Genomic DNA, 14067 nt, shown 5'->3' with positions numbered 1-14067 from the left:
CCAATGAATAAAGCTGTACTACGGGCCGCTTTAGCCGTCCTGGCTTCCGTCATGATCGGCGGTCAGGGCGCCTTAGCCGCCTCTTGGGAAACGGATAGTCTCCGGGGCCCGGAGCAGCAGATCATGGTCAATGTCACCAGTCAGGCAGGCTCCGGGGATATGGGCAGCATGAACGGGGCGGAGAAGAATGCGACGTTTCGTATTCCGTCCCGGCTTACCGTGCTGCCGGACAGCACGGTACTGATTTCGGATTCAAGGAATCATATGATTCGCATGCTGGCTCAAGGACGGGTTGGCACCTACGCGGGCATCCTGTATGAAATGGACGGTAAAGGGTTTCCGGTCGGAGGTCTTTTGGACGGACCGGGCGACATGGCTCTATTCCAGGAGCCGCACGGGATGGCCGTAGATGCCGGAGGCAATGTCTATGTAGCCGATGCGGGGAATCACGCGATCCGGAAAATCGACGCTTCCGGCAGAGTCTCTACCGTAGCCGGAAACGGTTTGATCGGATTAAAGGACGGCAGGGGAAAAGACGCCTCCTTCTACCGCCCGACGGATGTGGTTGCCGCGCCTGACGGAACGCTGTATGTAGCGGATACGCTCAATCATGTCATCCGCCGCATTACTCCGTCCGGTGAGGTAAAGACGCTGAATGCCCCTTCAACCCGGGCCGTGGAAGTGTCTCCGGGCCAGGCTTCACCGGCCGGCGATTACGCCGACGGCGACTTGAAACAGGCGAAATTTAACGAGCCGGGCGGGCTCGTGATGGACGACAAAGGCAATTTATATGTCAGCGACTCGGGCAATCAACGCATTCGCTATATCGATTTGCAGGCGGGTACGGTAACCACCGTAGCCGGAGGAGGGACCGCCTCCGCGACCAAAGACTTGTATGCTCCGGGGGATTATGCGGACGGAGAAGCGGGCCATGCCAGATTCAACTTCCCGCTCGGCCTGGCACGGACAAGGGAAGGCGGGCTGATTATTGCGGACAGTCAAAACCACGCGGTTCGTTATTTATGGAACGGCCGGGTTACTACGCTTGCAGGCGTACCAGGCAGCACCACGGGCGAGCTGGACGGCATTGAAGGACACGCGCGGATGCATAGGCCTACCGGTGTAGCCGTACAAGCTGACGGCAGCATTCTGGTGGCGGATGCCTATAACAACAAGCTGCGTCAAATTCGTTTGTACAGCCTTCCGGCGGATTTGCCCAAGGACAACAACGTCAAGGTCGTAGTAGACGATCAATGGATTCCATTCGAAGTCCATCCGGATTTGACAAACGGCCGCACGATGGTACCGGTCCGCACCCTGGCGGAAGCGCTTGGCTATGAAGTGACGTTCGACGCCGGGACCCGCACCGTACGGCTCAGCAAGGACGGTACAATCATTGAAATGGGCATGGACAGGAATGGATTAAAGCGGACGGCAAAAGGCAGGGAATGGAGCTCGGAAACGGATGCGGCGCCTTATATCAAGCAGGACCGCATGTTCGTTCCTATACGTTTCGTTGCAGAAGCAATCGGCCTGGACGTCCAATGGGATAACGCTTCCCGTACGGCCATCCTCCGTCATAAGACCATCGACACTGCGCGTTAAACGTTCAAAGCCGGGAAGAGGGCTATCTTCCGACTTTCAATGAAATTCGCCTTCCCGGCCGATCGTTCGGCCTGCGGAAGGCGTTTTTGTTCCCCATACTCTCAAAAACCGCACGGCAAACGCCGATAATTTAGTGGACGAGGCGGAAAGAGGGGAATGCTCTTGAAATCGAAGGATCCAAAAGATCAGCTTCAACTCTTTTTTAAGCAGGACCCGCAGTATTTAAAAACATATGTCAAAGAGCATCCGAACAATAAGATGGCGTGGTACTTGCTTGGACGCGAATACGAAGCGCAGGGCAAACAAGGCAAGGCGCTGTATTGTTACGCCCAGGCAGGCGAAATATACGAGGCTTATGAGAATCAGAAGGTCAGTCTGCCCCCCGAGGCATTGGAGCAGATCCGGGGTTGGGGCTCGACCCGCAAGCGCCGCCGCCGTATGGGCCGTCTCCGATTAGGCTTGGCGCTCCTGATGTTGGCGGCTGCGGTATTATTCGCGCCAGGCGCTCCTTCATTGCCTGTACACGTAACGGAGAAGGAAGTGCCGCTCCCGGAAGGCGTAACCCCCGCACAGCTGCAGGAGACAAAAGTCTATTATATCACCGGAGGGAAGACCCAGGAAAGGATCGGAGCCGCTTTACAGAGCATGCTGCTGGAGGAGAGAATCAGCAGCTTCGCGATTTTGGCCAGGGGGATTCCGATGGGACAAACCTCGTGGATCAGCTGGCTGAGAAAGCCGGAGGTGCTGCTTTCCGTCGAAGCGAAGCAGGATGCTTCGCAGCAGCAAATCAATTACCATGATGCCGAGAGCTGCGGCTGTCAGCCGGCCGATCCTGGCAAGGCGGAGCAGATCGTAGCCGCATGGATGTCCAAACAGGAGCAGGAGCTCGTGCTGAAATCAGCCATAGCGTATTATACCAAAGCGAATGGCCGGGCACCGGAGCAGTTGACGGAATTAACCGCGCCTTATCCCGGTAATGTGCTGCCCGGCGTTACCGCGGACATGCAGGAGCTGTTCGACCGGCAGAAAGATGAAATCGCTGCCGAAACGGCCGAATGGGTAAAGCAAAACGGGTCGCCAAAAGCGTCAGAGGCCATGCCGGGCGCGGAAGGCTTGACGAAACCGATGAAGGAGCCGCTGCGGATTGTGGTCGACAAGTCCGCCCACCGTTTGGCTCTAGTCAGCGGCAATCTGATCGTGCGCAGCTACGCCGTCGGGCTGGGAGGCGACCGCACGCCCGAAGGGACCTTTGCGATCACGGAAAAGGTCCGCAACCCGAACGGGAAGTCGAACGGCGAGTTCGGCAGCCGGGGCATGACGCTTTCGGATACCCTTTACGCCATTCACGGAACGAACCGGCCGTCGAGCATCGGCAAGGACGAGTCCCTGGGCTGTATCCGGATGCGCAAGGAGGATGTGGAAGAACTGTTCGACATGACGCCGCTCGGTACACCGGTAACGATCGGCAGAGGGCTGCTGCCGGCGGAAGAATCACGCAGCGGGAGCCCGTTCAGGCTGCCGCTGCAGACCGGGGAAACGAACCCGGGGAAAGTGTACCGATGGCTGAACTGAAAGGTCTGCTTGGCCGGACAGAGGCTTCGGGCTTCCCTGGAGGATGGCTAGCTGCCGAGGATGAGGAGTACGGCCATGATGATGACAATCGCTGCAAATATGGAGCTGATCCAGATGATCAGCTTTTTGTTCGGCTGCTCCTTCGCTTTGCGCTGCAAATAGGAGGAGTTTTTTTTCTTTGGCATGACAATCGGCCCTTCCGAAAGAGTGAGTTTAAACATAATATTAACATAATGCAGCCGGATTGGCAGGGGGATTTTGCAGCTTGTCCTCTTTATTTTTGTCCCGCAAAACGATACACTGTCAAAAGAGAGTAAAAGACGAGAGAACGTGCGGGGAGAGGACAGAAGTATGCTTTACAAAAAAATCGCCAAACCGGTTCTATTTGGGATGGACCCGGAAAAAGCGCATCATGTTATCATTGACGGAATGCATACGGTCGGTAAGCTGCCAGGGGGGCGAATGCTGCTCCGTTGGGTATGGGGGGTTCGGCCGGCTCCTGAGCTGGAGATGCAGCTTTGGGGAATTACGTTTGCCAATCCTGTCGGATTAGCAGCGGGACTGGATAAGAATGCGAAGGCGGTCCCCGCATTTTCAAACATCGGCTTCGGGTTTATGGAGGTTGGAACGGTAACGCCCAAGCCCCAGGCGGGCAATGAGCTGCCCCGCTTGTTCAGACTGCCGGAAGACGCTGCGCTGATCAACCGAATGGGCTTTAATAATGTAGGCATTGAAGGAATGAAGCGTAATTTGCGGAATCAGGGGAAGCGAACGATCCCGCTGGCGATTAATATCGGCAAAAATAAATCGACGCCAAACGAGCAGGCGGAGGAAGATTACCGTGCATGCATCCAGGCGCTGTATGGTTACGGCGACTTTTTCGTTGTGAATATCAGCTCTCCGAATACGCCGGATTTGCGCAATCTTCAGCATGGAGACGACTTGTCCAGGCTGCTTGCCGCCGTGAAGGACGAGGTACGCAAGCAGCATGCGCGCTTTGGCGGAAGGGAAAAGCCCGTGCTGGTGAAAATCGCTCCGGACCTGCAGCCGCAAGAAGTGGAATATATGGTGGATACGATCTTGCGGAGCAATATTTCCGGCATCATCGTCTCGAACACGACCATCTCCCGCGACGGGCTGCAGAGTGCGCACCGCAGCGAGGCCGGGGGATTGAGCGGCCGTCCGCTCACTAAGCGATCCACGCAGCTCATTCGCGCTGTTTACAAAGCAACACGCGGGCAGCTTCCGATTATCGGTTCGGGGGGGATTTTCTCCGCGGAAGACGCCTATGAAAAAATACGGGCCGGGGCCAGTCTGGTTGAAGTCTATACGGGATTGATCTATGAAGGTCCTGCTCTTATCGGACGCATTAACGAGGGACTTCGGGCTTTACTTCGAAAGGACGGTTTCAAGCATATTTCCGAAGCGATCGGTTCAGAGCATCGAGGCTAGGAGAATGGAGGAGTAGCGATTGGACGGACGCGATTGGAAAAAATTCCTTATGCCCTATGAACAAGCGGTTGAGGAATTGAAAGTAAAGTTCAAAACCATGCGCGCAGAACTGAAAATCTGGGAGGAATATTCTCCGGTTGAATTCGTCACGGGCCGGGTCAAACGGATTTCGAGCATTCTGGAAAAATCCAAGCGGCTCAATGTGCCTATGGAAAAGCTGGAGACAGGTATCGAGGATATTGCCGGGATCCGGATCATGTGCCAATTCGTCGAGGACATTGAACGGCTGGCCGAACTGATCCGCAAACGCGAGGATATGAAGCTGATCTACGAGAAGGATTACATTCTCAATAAAAAGCCAAGCGGCTACCGCAGCTACCATATGATCGTAGAATACCCGGTACAAACGGCGCTCGGCATGAAGCGGGTATTGGCCGAAATCCAGCTCCGCACGCTGGCGATGAATTTTTGGGCTACGATTGAGCATTCGTTGAACTATAAATATCGGGAAAGCCTGCCGGAGAAGGTGCTGAACCGGCTCAGCAAGGCGGCGGAAGCGGCGTTTCTGCTCGACCAGGAAATGAGCAACATCCGCGAAGAAATTATGGAAGCTCAGAAGCTGTTCGAGGATAAATCGAACATCGTCAACCGGGTTCTAAACGGCATTCAGGAGCTGTATTTTTACCACCGGGTTCGCGAGGCGGCGCAGTTTCAGCTGCGCTTCAACGAGCTTTGGGATACGGATGACGTCTGGCATTTGAAGCGTCTTTCCAGCGAAATCGAAGATGCCATCATCCGGGCCAAAAAAGGTTCTACACCGTAAACCGGCTCCGGGTAAAATGGGGGAGGGTTGCCCTTTGAATACCTATGATCATCTGTATGTACAGTTTGTATACTATTTTAATGAAGCAAGGGATTACTTCGAATGTCACGAGGTGATGGAGGAATTGTGGCTGGAAGAAGGCCGAAATCCTCTTTATCAAGGCCTGCTGCAGGTAGCGGTAGGCCTTTACCATTATAGGAACGGGAATGTGAACGGGGCGATAAAGCTGTTTACCGCTGCGATAGAAAAGCTGGAGGGATATCCGGGCGATCGTCTCGGGATCGATCTGCACCGGCTTCGCGAGGACAGCAAAACGTATCTGGCTAAGCTTCTTCGTTTGGAGGAAGAACCGTTTGCTTTTTACGATTTGGATATTCGGGTCACGGATCCGCAGCTGGAAGCGCTGGTGGAAGAGCTTCGCCTGCATCCGCCGGAGGCTCATGAAGAGGATGCGCCGTGAAGGCTCCGGGATCATAGGGACAACCGGCTGAAAAAAGCAGAGGAGCCGCTGTCCTCTGCTTCTATGTGAAGGGCTATTGTTTATGTTTGGCGATAAAGCTGCGGAACGTATCGGCGGTTTGTTCGCCTTCCAGACGTTCTACTTCTTTGCCGTCTTTATAATATACGAAAGTAGGCGTGAATTTAATATTATACCGCTGCCAGGCGTCACGGTATTCCTCCAGGTTAAATTGTTTGACATCCACGTTCAGTTCTTTGGCGACAGGCATCAGCACCGGAGTCGTCGCTTTGCAGTGGGAGCAGGTGGATGCAAAATAGTAGAGGAAAAAATCTTCCTGTGCGGCGATTTTCTTGTCCAGTGCGTCAGGTAAAATAATGTTCTGGTAGTTAGGATCGTCAAGCAGCTTCAGCGTTTCGGGCTGAAGCTTGCTCGGGTCAATGCCGTATACATTATCGGCATACTTGCCGTATTTGGCTTGATTGGCCTGCTGATTTACAAAATAAAGCGCGCCGAAGAGAACGACGATGATGGATAAATAAATGCCAAGCTTTTTCATAGTGCTCCTCTTTTCTTCTTAGTGGTGTAACGTTCTTTCAAAATATTCGTTACTTACTCTTTCGTTTCCTTCTACGATTGTACCCTAAAAATGAAGGAATTTCGAACTTGCAGATGACATGAGCGGTTGAAGCGGATGCGGGGATCCGCTCGTTGCGGAGCCGGACGATAATAAGTACAATTGGACTAATGCCTGTAGAACAATTAAAGTGAGTTGAGAACTGATGACGGTGCTGATGCTGCCTGAAGCATTTTTGGATAAAATGGAACGTTTGCTGGGGGCGGAGTCTGCGGATTTTCTGGCTTCCTACCATAAGGAGCGGCTGTACGGGCTGCGTGTCAATTCATTGAAGCTCAAGCCGTCCCGGTTTCAGGAGCTGACGAATTTCCGGCTGGAGCCGGTGCCCTGGACGGAAACCGGGTTCTATTACCGTGAAGAGGATCGTCCGGGGAAGCATCCGCATTACCATGCCGGACTATACTACATCCAGGAGCCAAGCGCTATGGCGCCTGCGGAGCTGCTCGACGTACGTCCCGGCGACCGGGTGCTTGATTTGTGCGCCGCGCCCGGGGGCAAAACCACCCAGCTCGCCGGGAAGCTGCAGGGGACCGGCGTGCTGGTCGCCAATGACGTGCATCCGGACCGGGTCAAGGCGCTGGTGAAAAATATCGAGCTCAGCGGAGTTCGAAACGCGGTTGTGCTCAATGAAAATCCGGACAAGCTGGTGGAGCCTTTCGCCGGATATTTCGATAAAATCCTGGTCGATGCCCCCTGCTCGGGGGAGGGGATGTTCCGCAAGGAAGAGGACATGGCGAAAGCCTGGCGTCCGGATTGGCCCGGGAAGTACGCTGCGATACAGCGGATCTTGCTGCGGCAGGCGGCTCGTATGCTGCGTTCCGGCGGCCGGCTGGTGTATTCGACCTGCACGTTCTCGCCGGAGGAGAATGAAGCGATCATCGCGGAGTTTCTTGAAGCGCATCCTTTATTCGAGGTGGAGCCGATTCCGGAACGCAGCGGCTGGATGCCGGGACGTCCTGACTGGCTGGGCGAACAAGGCGGCCGCGCGGCCGAGGTTGCCGGCACGGCAAAGCTGTGGCCCCATCGCCTTGCGGGCGAAGGCCACTTTGTCGCGGTGCTGCGCCATCGCGGGCAGGCTGCGCCGGAGGAGGCGGGCGCGCGGCCCGTCGTGACGCAGGCCGCCGCTAAGGCGCCACGCCGGGAAGGCAAGCGGCCCGCGAAGGCCGCGGCGGCCGACCCGCGCGAGGCGCTTGCGCGCTTTGCGGCGGAGCAGCTGGCGGCGGCGCCGTACGACGCCGCGGGCCTTGTGTGCCGCGGCGAGCATGTGTACGCCGCGCCAATGGGGCTGCCGCCGCTGGACGGAGTCCGGGTCATCCGGCCCGGCTGGTACCTCGGCAGCGCTGCGGGCCAGCGCTTTGTGCCGTCGCACGCGCTGGCGATGGGGCTGCGCGCGGAGGAGGCGCTGCGTACGGTGACCTTCACGGCCGACGATCCGCGGGCCGTGCGCTACTTGAAGGGCGAGACGCTGATGCACGCCCCCGACGAGCTGCGTACGGCCGGAGAAGGTGTGCCGGCCAAGGGCTACTGCCTCGTCTGCATCGACGGTTTTCCCGTCGGCTGGGCCAAATGGCAGGACGGCCTGCTCAAGAACGAATATCCTCCCGGCTGGAGGTGGACATAGAGATGAAAGCAACGCTTCGTTTAGACAAGCTTCTCGCTCATACGGGCTTCGGTACGCGCAGCGAGATCAAACAGCTGGTAAAACGCGGAGCCGTCAGCGTGAATGGCAGGACGGTCAAAGACAGCGGGCAGCAGGTGCATCCGGAGCGCGATGAAATCCATGTGGACGGAGAGCCGGTCGTGTACCGGGAATTCGTTTACCTGATGCTGAACAAGCCGCAGGGTGTTGTTTCGGCCACGGAAGACACCCGGGACCGTACTGTTCTGGATCTGATCGATAGTAGGTACGCCCATTTTGATTTGTTTCCCGTCGGACGGCTGGATAAAGATACGGAAGGGCTGCTGCTGCTGACCAATGACGGCAAGCTGGCTCATCAATTGCTGTCTCCCCGCAAGCATGTGCCCAAAACGTATTATGCCGAGGTAGAGGGAGCCGTAGACGAAAGCGATAAGGCTGCGTTTGCCCGCGGCGTCACGTTGGATGACGGGTACGTCACGATGCCGGCGGAGCTTGTCATTCTGCACAGGGGAAACCCGGCGCAATCCGAGCTGTCCCGTATTGAGCTCACCATTATGGAAGGGAAGTTTCATCAGGTAAAACGCATGTTCCAATCGGTTGGAAAACGCATCGTTTTTCTCAAACGGATCGCCATGGGACCGCTGAAGCTTGACCCGAATCTTCCTGCAGGGAAGTACCGGGAGTTGACGGAAAAAGAACGGCTGTCTTTAAAGGAGCATGGCGAATATCATAAGAGCTAGAGAAGGAAGTGGGCAGGAAATGCAATACCAATTAATTGCGCTTGATGTGGACGGAACGCTGTTGAACGACAATTACGAGCTGACAGAGCGTACGGTATCCACACTCCGGCGGGTTCATGAGGCGGGGAGCCGTATCGTGCTGTGTACCGGGAGAGCGCCGGAAAGCTCGGTTCCGATTATGGAGCAAATGGGATTTGAGGGGGTGCTGATTGCGCATAACGGGGCCGCTACGGTCGAGACGCCGGGCTCCCGGCTGCTGCATGAATTTTCTTTTCCGATCGGGCATATTGCGGGGCTTGTCCAATACTGCCGCGCGGAGCATGTGCATTTTGACTTGAACACCTCATGGAAAATGTATGTGGAACACGTAGGCGAAGCGGAAGCGGCGATGTACGAAAAATATATGGCGGTTCCGGAACGGGTCGATGATGTGCTTGCCTTGACGGTACCTATCGTGAAATTTACGATGTTCGGTTCGCAGGAAGCGATGGATCGGGTAGAACGGCAATTGGCTTCATTCGACCTGCCGTCCTCGCTTCAAGCGATCCGGAGCGGAGCGCATTTTATCGACGTCATGCTCAAATCCGTATCCAAGGGACGTGCGCTGAGCAACCTTTCCGGGATGTGGGGGATTGAACCGTCCTCTATTCTGGCCATGGGCAATTATTATAACGATATCGACATGCTCCGCTTTGCCGGGCTTGGCATAGCCATGGGCAATTCTCCGGAGGAGGTCAAGCTGGCTGCGGATGAGGTTGCACTTTCAAATAATGAGGAAGGCGTGGCAGAAGCGCTTATGCGTCATGTGTGCCCGGAGTTGGCGGGCCAATAAGCGTATGTATGAGCTGCCGCGGCCGGCAAAAGAAGGCTTGGAGAATGCTCCGGCCTTCTTTTTGCCGGCAAGCTCTTTCATGGATTACCGCAGCAAATCAATAAATGCCTGCCCTAAGCAAGACCACCAGCAGAATAAACAAAACCAGAATGACACCCGTCGATGTGAAATAACCGTGAGAATGAGACATGGAAATACCTCCTTAACGTGATTGTTTTCATCCAATGCCGCATTGAAATCTTTTATAGGGCAACTGTCTGCTATAGGATATGACATATGACCGTATTGGTTTGGGCGGATGACCCGGGGCGCATAAATTTTGGCCGGGAGAGGACATGCTAATCGTGTAACCATACTGTGCCAGCTTGGAGGGGACCCGAATGAATCATGTCATGCTTAGACCGGATTTGAAAACGGCCGGCGGAGAGGTTTGCGACATTTTGTACAAAAATCGTTTTGTTGGAACGCTGGCGTTAGTCTACCGGGAATCCGACCGAATCGCGGGCACGCTCCAGTTGGAGAAAGAAGTGTTGTCCGAGACCGAAAAAGACGAGGTATCCGATCACGTGCACACTTATGTCTGGGCGCTTGTGGACGCTTTGCGTGCACGTGATTGCGAAGTAATGGTCACTTACAGCAGTTATGATCACGTCATTGCGACAGAAGACGCGCCATCGCCGCAAAACCGCAGTTCCGATGCGGAGGAGGTGCCGGAATACGGTCCCGATTGGGTGGACTACAGTACACGCCTGGAGGATGAGAATCCGGACGAACGGGAAGAGTATACGATGGCCGATTATGAAATGGTCGTTGTTGGTGAGGACGACGATTCGATTGAGTATCATATTTATGACCATGAGGACGATCTGGTAGCTGAAGTTTTCCTCACCATAGAAGACCGTATCGTGACAGGAACGGTCGATTGGCTGTTCGAGCCGTCGGGAAAAGAGCTGAATACCATCGCCGATTTGATCATTCTTGATTTTAACGAGGATGAAGTGGACGGCTTTGTCATTCATATGCAGCACCTCGATGAACTCATCGAAACCATCGAACTGACGCATGAGGATCTGCTGCCGAAAGATGATGCAGACGATGATCCGGACGTTTATTCAAGCCCTTTGCGGAATGAGTATACGATTGTCCTGGCACGCGATGACGGGGGTGTGCTTACGTATGAGATCTATCAGCAATCTCGCGGCGGCTTGCCGATCGGGACGGCTACGGTGGATATCAGTCAGCGGCAGCTTACGGGCTTTATCGATTTCCGGGAGCCGGGAAGCACGGACGATCGCGAGCTGATCGCTACCTTATTGATGGAAGAGCTGGATAAAGAGAAGGACTATGATACCATAAATCTGACGATGATGCACAAAAACCGGCTGATCGAAGAAGTATTGTTCGAGACGGAGCACGTGCATTAATGAGAAAGGCTGTTCCGCAAGATGAGCTCATCCAGCGGGACAGCCTTCATTATATTACCGGCAAGACGCCGATCGCTTGCCTTTAGCGCCTGAGCCCTTTGGGGTAGTGATTCTTAAGCTGGTGCCCCGTTTGCTTGCCCCAGCCGAGGGGGTAACCGTCAACGGTAACCAGGGTCCAGCCGCTGCCTGCCGCGGGACGTTCGATGACTTCTCCTTGAAGATAGCGCTGTACTTGCGAACTGTCCGCTGCGAAGTCCGCCGCATGGCTGACAGTCAAAGCCGAGGGCAGGGCAAGAGCGAGGGCATGGGCAGGCTCAAGCCGTCCCTTCTTCACTTCCCCAAGATGCAGACCCGGTCGCAGCACCTTCATGCCCTGTAGCCATGCGCCGTCAAACGGGCAGTCCATCACGGTCGGCAGCCAGTACAGCTGCCCGCCGAAGAGCAGCGGTTCACCCGGCGGAAGCTCGAAACGGCCGGGGCTCAATGCCTCCGCGGCGAAGTCTTTAAACAGCCGCATGGCGTCCTCTTCGGGACGCTGTTTTCGCCCGCCCCGTTGTGCCCTTTTGCGAGATTGGGAGGCTGCCGCCGTTAGGCTCCCCGATGCTTCCGAGAGCTGCAGGACGGCTACAAAGTGACCTTCCCCGGCCTCAAGATGCGGCCAAATGCGCTCCATCCGCTCGAGCTGAAGCTTCGGGTACCGCTGCAGCAGCGCTTCGACCGTCCGTTCATTCTCCAGCTCATTGAATGTGCAGGTGGAATAGGCCAGCCGTCCGCCCGGCTTCAGCATCGTGACGGCGGCATCCAGGATGTCCTTCTGCCGCGCCGCGCACATCTCCACATGTTCAGGCGACCATTCCTTGATCGTGTCCGGATCCTTCCGGAACATGCCTTCGCCGGAGCAGGGGGCGTCCACCATGATTTTATCGAAAAAGCGGGGAAACCGTTCGGCCAGCTGTCGAGGCGCCGCGCTGACCACAACGGCGTTAGGCACCCCCATCCGTTCGATGTTTTCCGACAAGATTTTGGCCCGCGCAGGATGGATTTCATTCGAAATCAGGAGCCCCCGGCCCGCAAGCTTGCCGGCAATCTGTGTCGACTTGCCTCCCGGAGCGGCGGCAAGATCCAATACGATCTCACCGGGACGCGGATCCAGCAGCTCGACGGCGGACATGGCCGAAGGCTCTTGTATGTAATACACGCCGGCCGCATGGTAAGGATGCTTTCCCGGCTTTGTTTCCTCCCGGTAATAAAATCCGGTGTCGCACCAGGGCACCGATTCAAGACCGAACATCTTTACCAGCGGCTCTAAGGCGAGTCCGTTACTCCTGCTGATTTTGCCCGGGTTCAAACGCAATCCCAGGACCCGGGGAAAAGTATAGCTCAAGAGGAACGCTTCCGCGCCGTCGCCGAGCTGCCGTTTCATTTGTTCGATAAATGCTTCGGGTAATTGCATCATAGGATGCGTTTCTCTCCTTTGTCTGCAAACTATTCTTCATTATACAAGCTTCGCCATATTGTGAGAAGTCTACCCCGCGTGATATAATAGTTCGTTGATTCAGTAAGGTTGTCGCCAAGATTCTATACCCGTATCTGAATCACCTTGACTGACGCTCCGTCCCGAGGGGCCGGCATCGCGTTTATCCTTGGGTAAAGAGGTGAATGACCAATGGAATACGAAATCCCCAAAAAAGTGCAAACGTTAGGGGAAGACATACAGAAGAGCCAGCTCAAGTATCATGACAGAGAAGTGCTCGTATCGAAGGAATTTACATTTGACAGCGCGCACCATCTGCATTGTTATGAGGGCAAGTGCAAAAGCCTCCACGGGCATACGTATAAGCTCCAGGTGATCATGCGGGGCAAGGTGGACGAGCGGGGCATTACGATTGATTTTGCCGACATCAAACGAATAGCGAAAGCCCGCATCCTCGACAGGCTGGATCACCGTTATTTGAATGAAGTCCTGCCGCCGATGAACACCACGGCCGAAAACATGGTCGTCTGGATGTATGAGCAGCTGCGGGACGCTTTGGCAAGCGAAGGGCTGTACCCTGCGGTGCGGGTAGAGGAAGTCCGTTTATGGGAGACACCTACCAGCTACGCTTCGGTGACGGCTAGGTTGATGGGAGATGAACTCTCTTGAGTCAAGCTGCCGAACGTGTAGACATAAACGAGATTAAACTGCCCATGGTTGAAATTTTCGAGACGGTGGAGGGAGAAGGGTCGCGAGCGGGCTTCCCGACGGTATTTATACGTTTGTTCGGATGCAACCTGCGCTGCACCTGGTGTGATACCAAATACAGCTATCCGCCAGCGGAAGCGGAATTCGTGATGACCATAGGCGATATCGTGGCGGAGGCAAGCCGTTATTCATCAAAGCATGTGTGTCTGACGGGCGGCGAGCCGCTGCTCTACGGGGACAGATCGACGGCTCTGATTGAAGCCCTGGCTGCCACCGGGAGATATACGGATCTGCATATCGAGACCAACGGAGCCATTGACCTTACCCCGTACCTGGAAAGGATCAAATCTCCGATTGTAAGGTATATTATGGATTACAAGCTGCCCGATTCCGGTGAAGAGGACAAAATGATTACAGCGAACCTGTCCAAGCTGCGTCCCCAGGACGAGCTGAAATTCGTGATCGGCAGCGACCGCGATTTTCTGGCGGCCAAAACGGTGCTCGAAACGTTCCCGACGGCTGCGCTGCCGCTGTTCAGTCCTGTATGGGAAACGATGCCCCCTGACAAGCTGGTCCGTCTCATGCTGGAACACGGGTTGTCCCAGGTCAAGCTGAATATGCAGATGCACAAAATCATTTGGGACCCGGCGATGCGCGGCGTATGAGTGCGGCCGGGCTTTTCGGTTTGAAGGACCAACCAACGA

15 protein-coding genes are annotated in these 14067 nt (G+C 55.4%); 11 read left to right on the top strand and 4 right to left on the bottom strand.

Translation table 11 applies throughout. From position 1 onward, the window contains the following. The first annotated feature begins 3 nt into the window (after positions 1-3). The gene (locus tag EXW96_RS14580) at positions 4-1605 is read left to right on the top strand and encodes a stalk domain-containing protein (RefSeq protein ID WP_074727877.1); all 1602 of its coding nucleotides are present in this window, start codon (positions 4-6) and stop codon (positions 1603-1605) included. A 162-nt stretch (positions 1606-1767) separates the two neighbouring features. After that, the gene (locus EXW96_RS14575; protein ID WP_174350834.1) at positions 1768-3177 is read left to right on the top strand and encodes a L,D-transpeptidase family protein; all 1410 of its coding nucleotides are present in this window, start codon (positions 1768-1770) and stop codon (positions 3175-3177) included. 47 nt (positions 3178-3224) lie between these two features. Here the strand turns inward: EXW96_RS14575 and EXW96_RS14570 are convergent, their stop codons facing one another. Continuing rightward, positions 3225-3362, bottom strand: coding sequence for a hypothetical protein (locus tag EXW96_RS14570; protein ID WP_171005842.1), 138 nt, complete (start codon positions 3360-3362; stop codon positions 3225-3227). Positions 3363-3528: 166 nt separating this feature from the next. Here EXW96_RS14570 and EXW96_RS14565 point away from each other — a divergent pair, with 166 nt between their 5' ends. Genes EXW96_RS14565 through EXW96_RS14555 form a run of 3 tightly spaced genes read left to right on the top strand, consistent with a single transcriptional unit; the run spans position 3529 to position 5912 of the window. Beyond that, a complete protein-coding gene (locus EXW96_RS14565; protein WP_174350833.1) occupies positions 3529-4629 on the top strand; it encodes a quinone-dependent dihydroorotate dehydrogenase in 1101 nt (366 codons plus the stop codon). Between the two features lie 19 nt (positions 4630-4648). Then, positions 4649-5452, top strand: coding sequence for a GTP diphosphokinase (gene yjbM, locus EXW96_RS14560; protein WP_062407171.1), 804 nt, complete (start codon positions 4649-4651; stop codon positions 5450-5452). A gap of 34 nt (positions 5453-5486) precedes the next feature. Further along, positions 5487-5912, top strand: a complete 426-nt coding sequence (locus EXW96_RS14555) for a DUF309 domain-containing protein (protein WP_254611386.1) — start codon at positions 5487-5489, stop codon at positions 5910-5912. A 73-nt stretch (positions 5913-5985) separates the two neighbouring features. Here the strand turns inward: EXW96_RS14555 and EXW96_RS14550 are convergent, their stop codons facing one another. Then, positions 5986-6468, bottom strand: a complete 483-nt coding sequence (locus EXW96_RS14550) for a thioredoxin family protein (protein WP_174350831.1) — start codon at positions 6466-6468, stop codon at positions 5986-5988. Positions 6469-6691: 223 nt separating this feature from the next. On the opposite strand from EXW96_RS14550, the gene EXW96_RS14545 reads away from it, so the two are divergent. Genes EXW96_RS14545 through EXW96_RS14535 form a run of 3 tightly spaced genes read left to right on the top strand, consistent with a single transcriptional unit; the run spans position 6692 to position 9757 of the window. After that, on the top strand, positions 6692-8167 hold the full coding sequence (locus tag EXW96_RS14545; protein ID WP_174350830.1) for an RsmB/NOP family class I SAM-dependent RNA methyltransferase: 1476 nt from the start codon (positions 6692-6694) through the stop codon (positions 8165-8167). Between the two features lie 2 nt (positions 8168-8169). After that, positions 8170-8925, top strand: coding sequence for a pseudouridine synthase (locus tag EXW96_RS14540; RefSeq protein ID WP_062407177.1), 756 nt, complete (start codon positions 8170-8172; stop codon positions 8923-8925). Positions 8926-8944: 19 nt separating this feature from the next. Then, positions 8945-9757, top strand: coding sequence for a Cof-type HAD-IIB family hydrolase (locus EXW96_RS14535; protein ID WP_054820140.1), 813 nt, complete (start codon positions 8945-8947; stop codon positions 9755-9757). Positions 9758-9854: 97 nt separating this feature from the next. Here the strand turns inward: EXW96_RS14535 and EXW96_RS14530 are convergent, their stop codons facing one another. Then, on the bottom strand, positions 9855-9947 hold the full coding sequence (locus EXW96_RS14530) for a sporulation protein YjcZ (protein ID WP_082660651.1): 93 nt from the start codon (positions 9945-9947) through the stop codon (positions 9855-9857). 190 nt (positions 9948-10137) lie between these two features. Between EXW96_RS14530 and EXW96_RS14525 the strand changes: the two genes are divergently transcribed. Continuing rightward, on the top strand, positions 10138-11181 hold the full coding sequence (locus EXW96_RS14525) for a hypothetical protein (protein WP_174350829.1): 1044 nt from the start codon (positions 10138-10140) through the stop codon (positions 11179-11181). Between the two features lie 82 nt (positions 11182-11263). On the opposite strand, the gene EXW96_RS14520 is transcribed toward EXW96_RS14525, so the two are convergent. Next, positions 11264-12637, bottom strand: a complete 1374-nt coding sequence (locus EXW96_RS14520; protein WP_062407181.1) for an RsmB/NOP family class I SAM-dependent RNA methyltransferase — start codon at positions 12635-12637, stop codon at positions 11264-11266. 210 nt (positions 12638-12847) lie between these two features. Between EXW96_RS14520 and queD the strand changes: the two genes are divergently transcribed. Continuing rightward, positions 12848-13324, top strand: coding sequence for a 6-carboxytetrahydropterin synthase QueD (gene queD, locus EXW96_RS14515; protein ID WP_062407184.1), 477 nt, complete (start codon positions 12848-12850; stop codon positions 13322-13324). Positions 13325-13368: 44 nt separating this feature from the next. Beyond that, positions 13369-14028, top strand: a complete 660-nt coding sequence (locus EXW96_RS14510; RefSeq protein ID WP_082660972.1) for a 7-carboxy-7-deazaguanine synthase QueE — start codon at positions 13369-13371, stop codon at positions 14026-14028. The last annotated feature ends 39 nt before the right edge of the window (positions 14029-14067 follow it).

Origin of the sequence: Paenibacillus sp. JMULE4 (assembly GCF_013337105.1) — a bacterium.
Taxonomy (GTDB): Bacteria; Bacillota; Bacilli; order Paenibacillales; family NBRC-103111; genus Paenibacillus_G; species Paenibacillus_G naphthalenovorans.
Note: the sequence above shows the minus strand (reverse complement) of the source record. Positions and strands in the feature narration are given on the sequence as shown.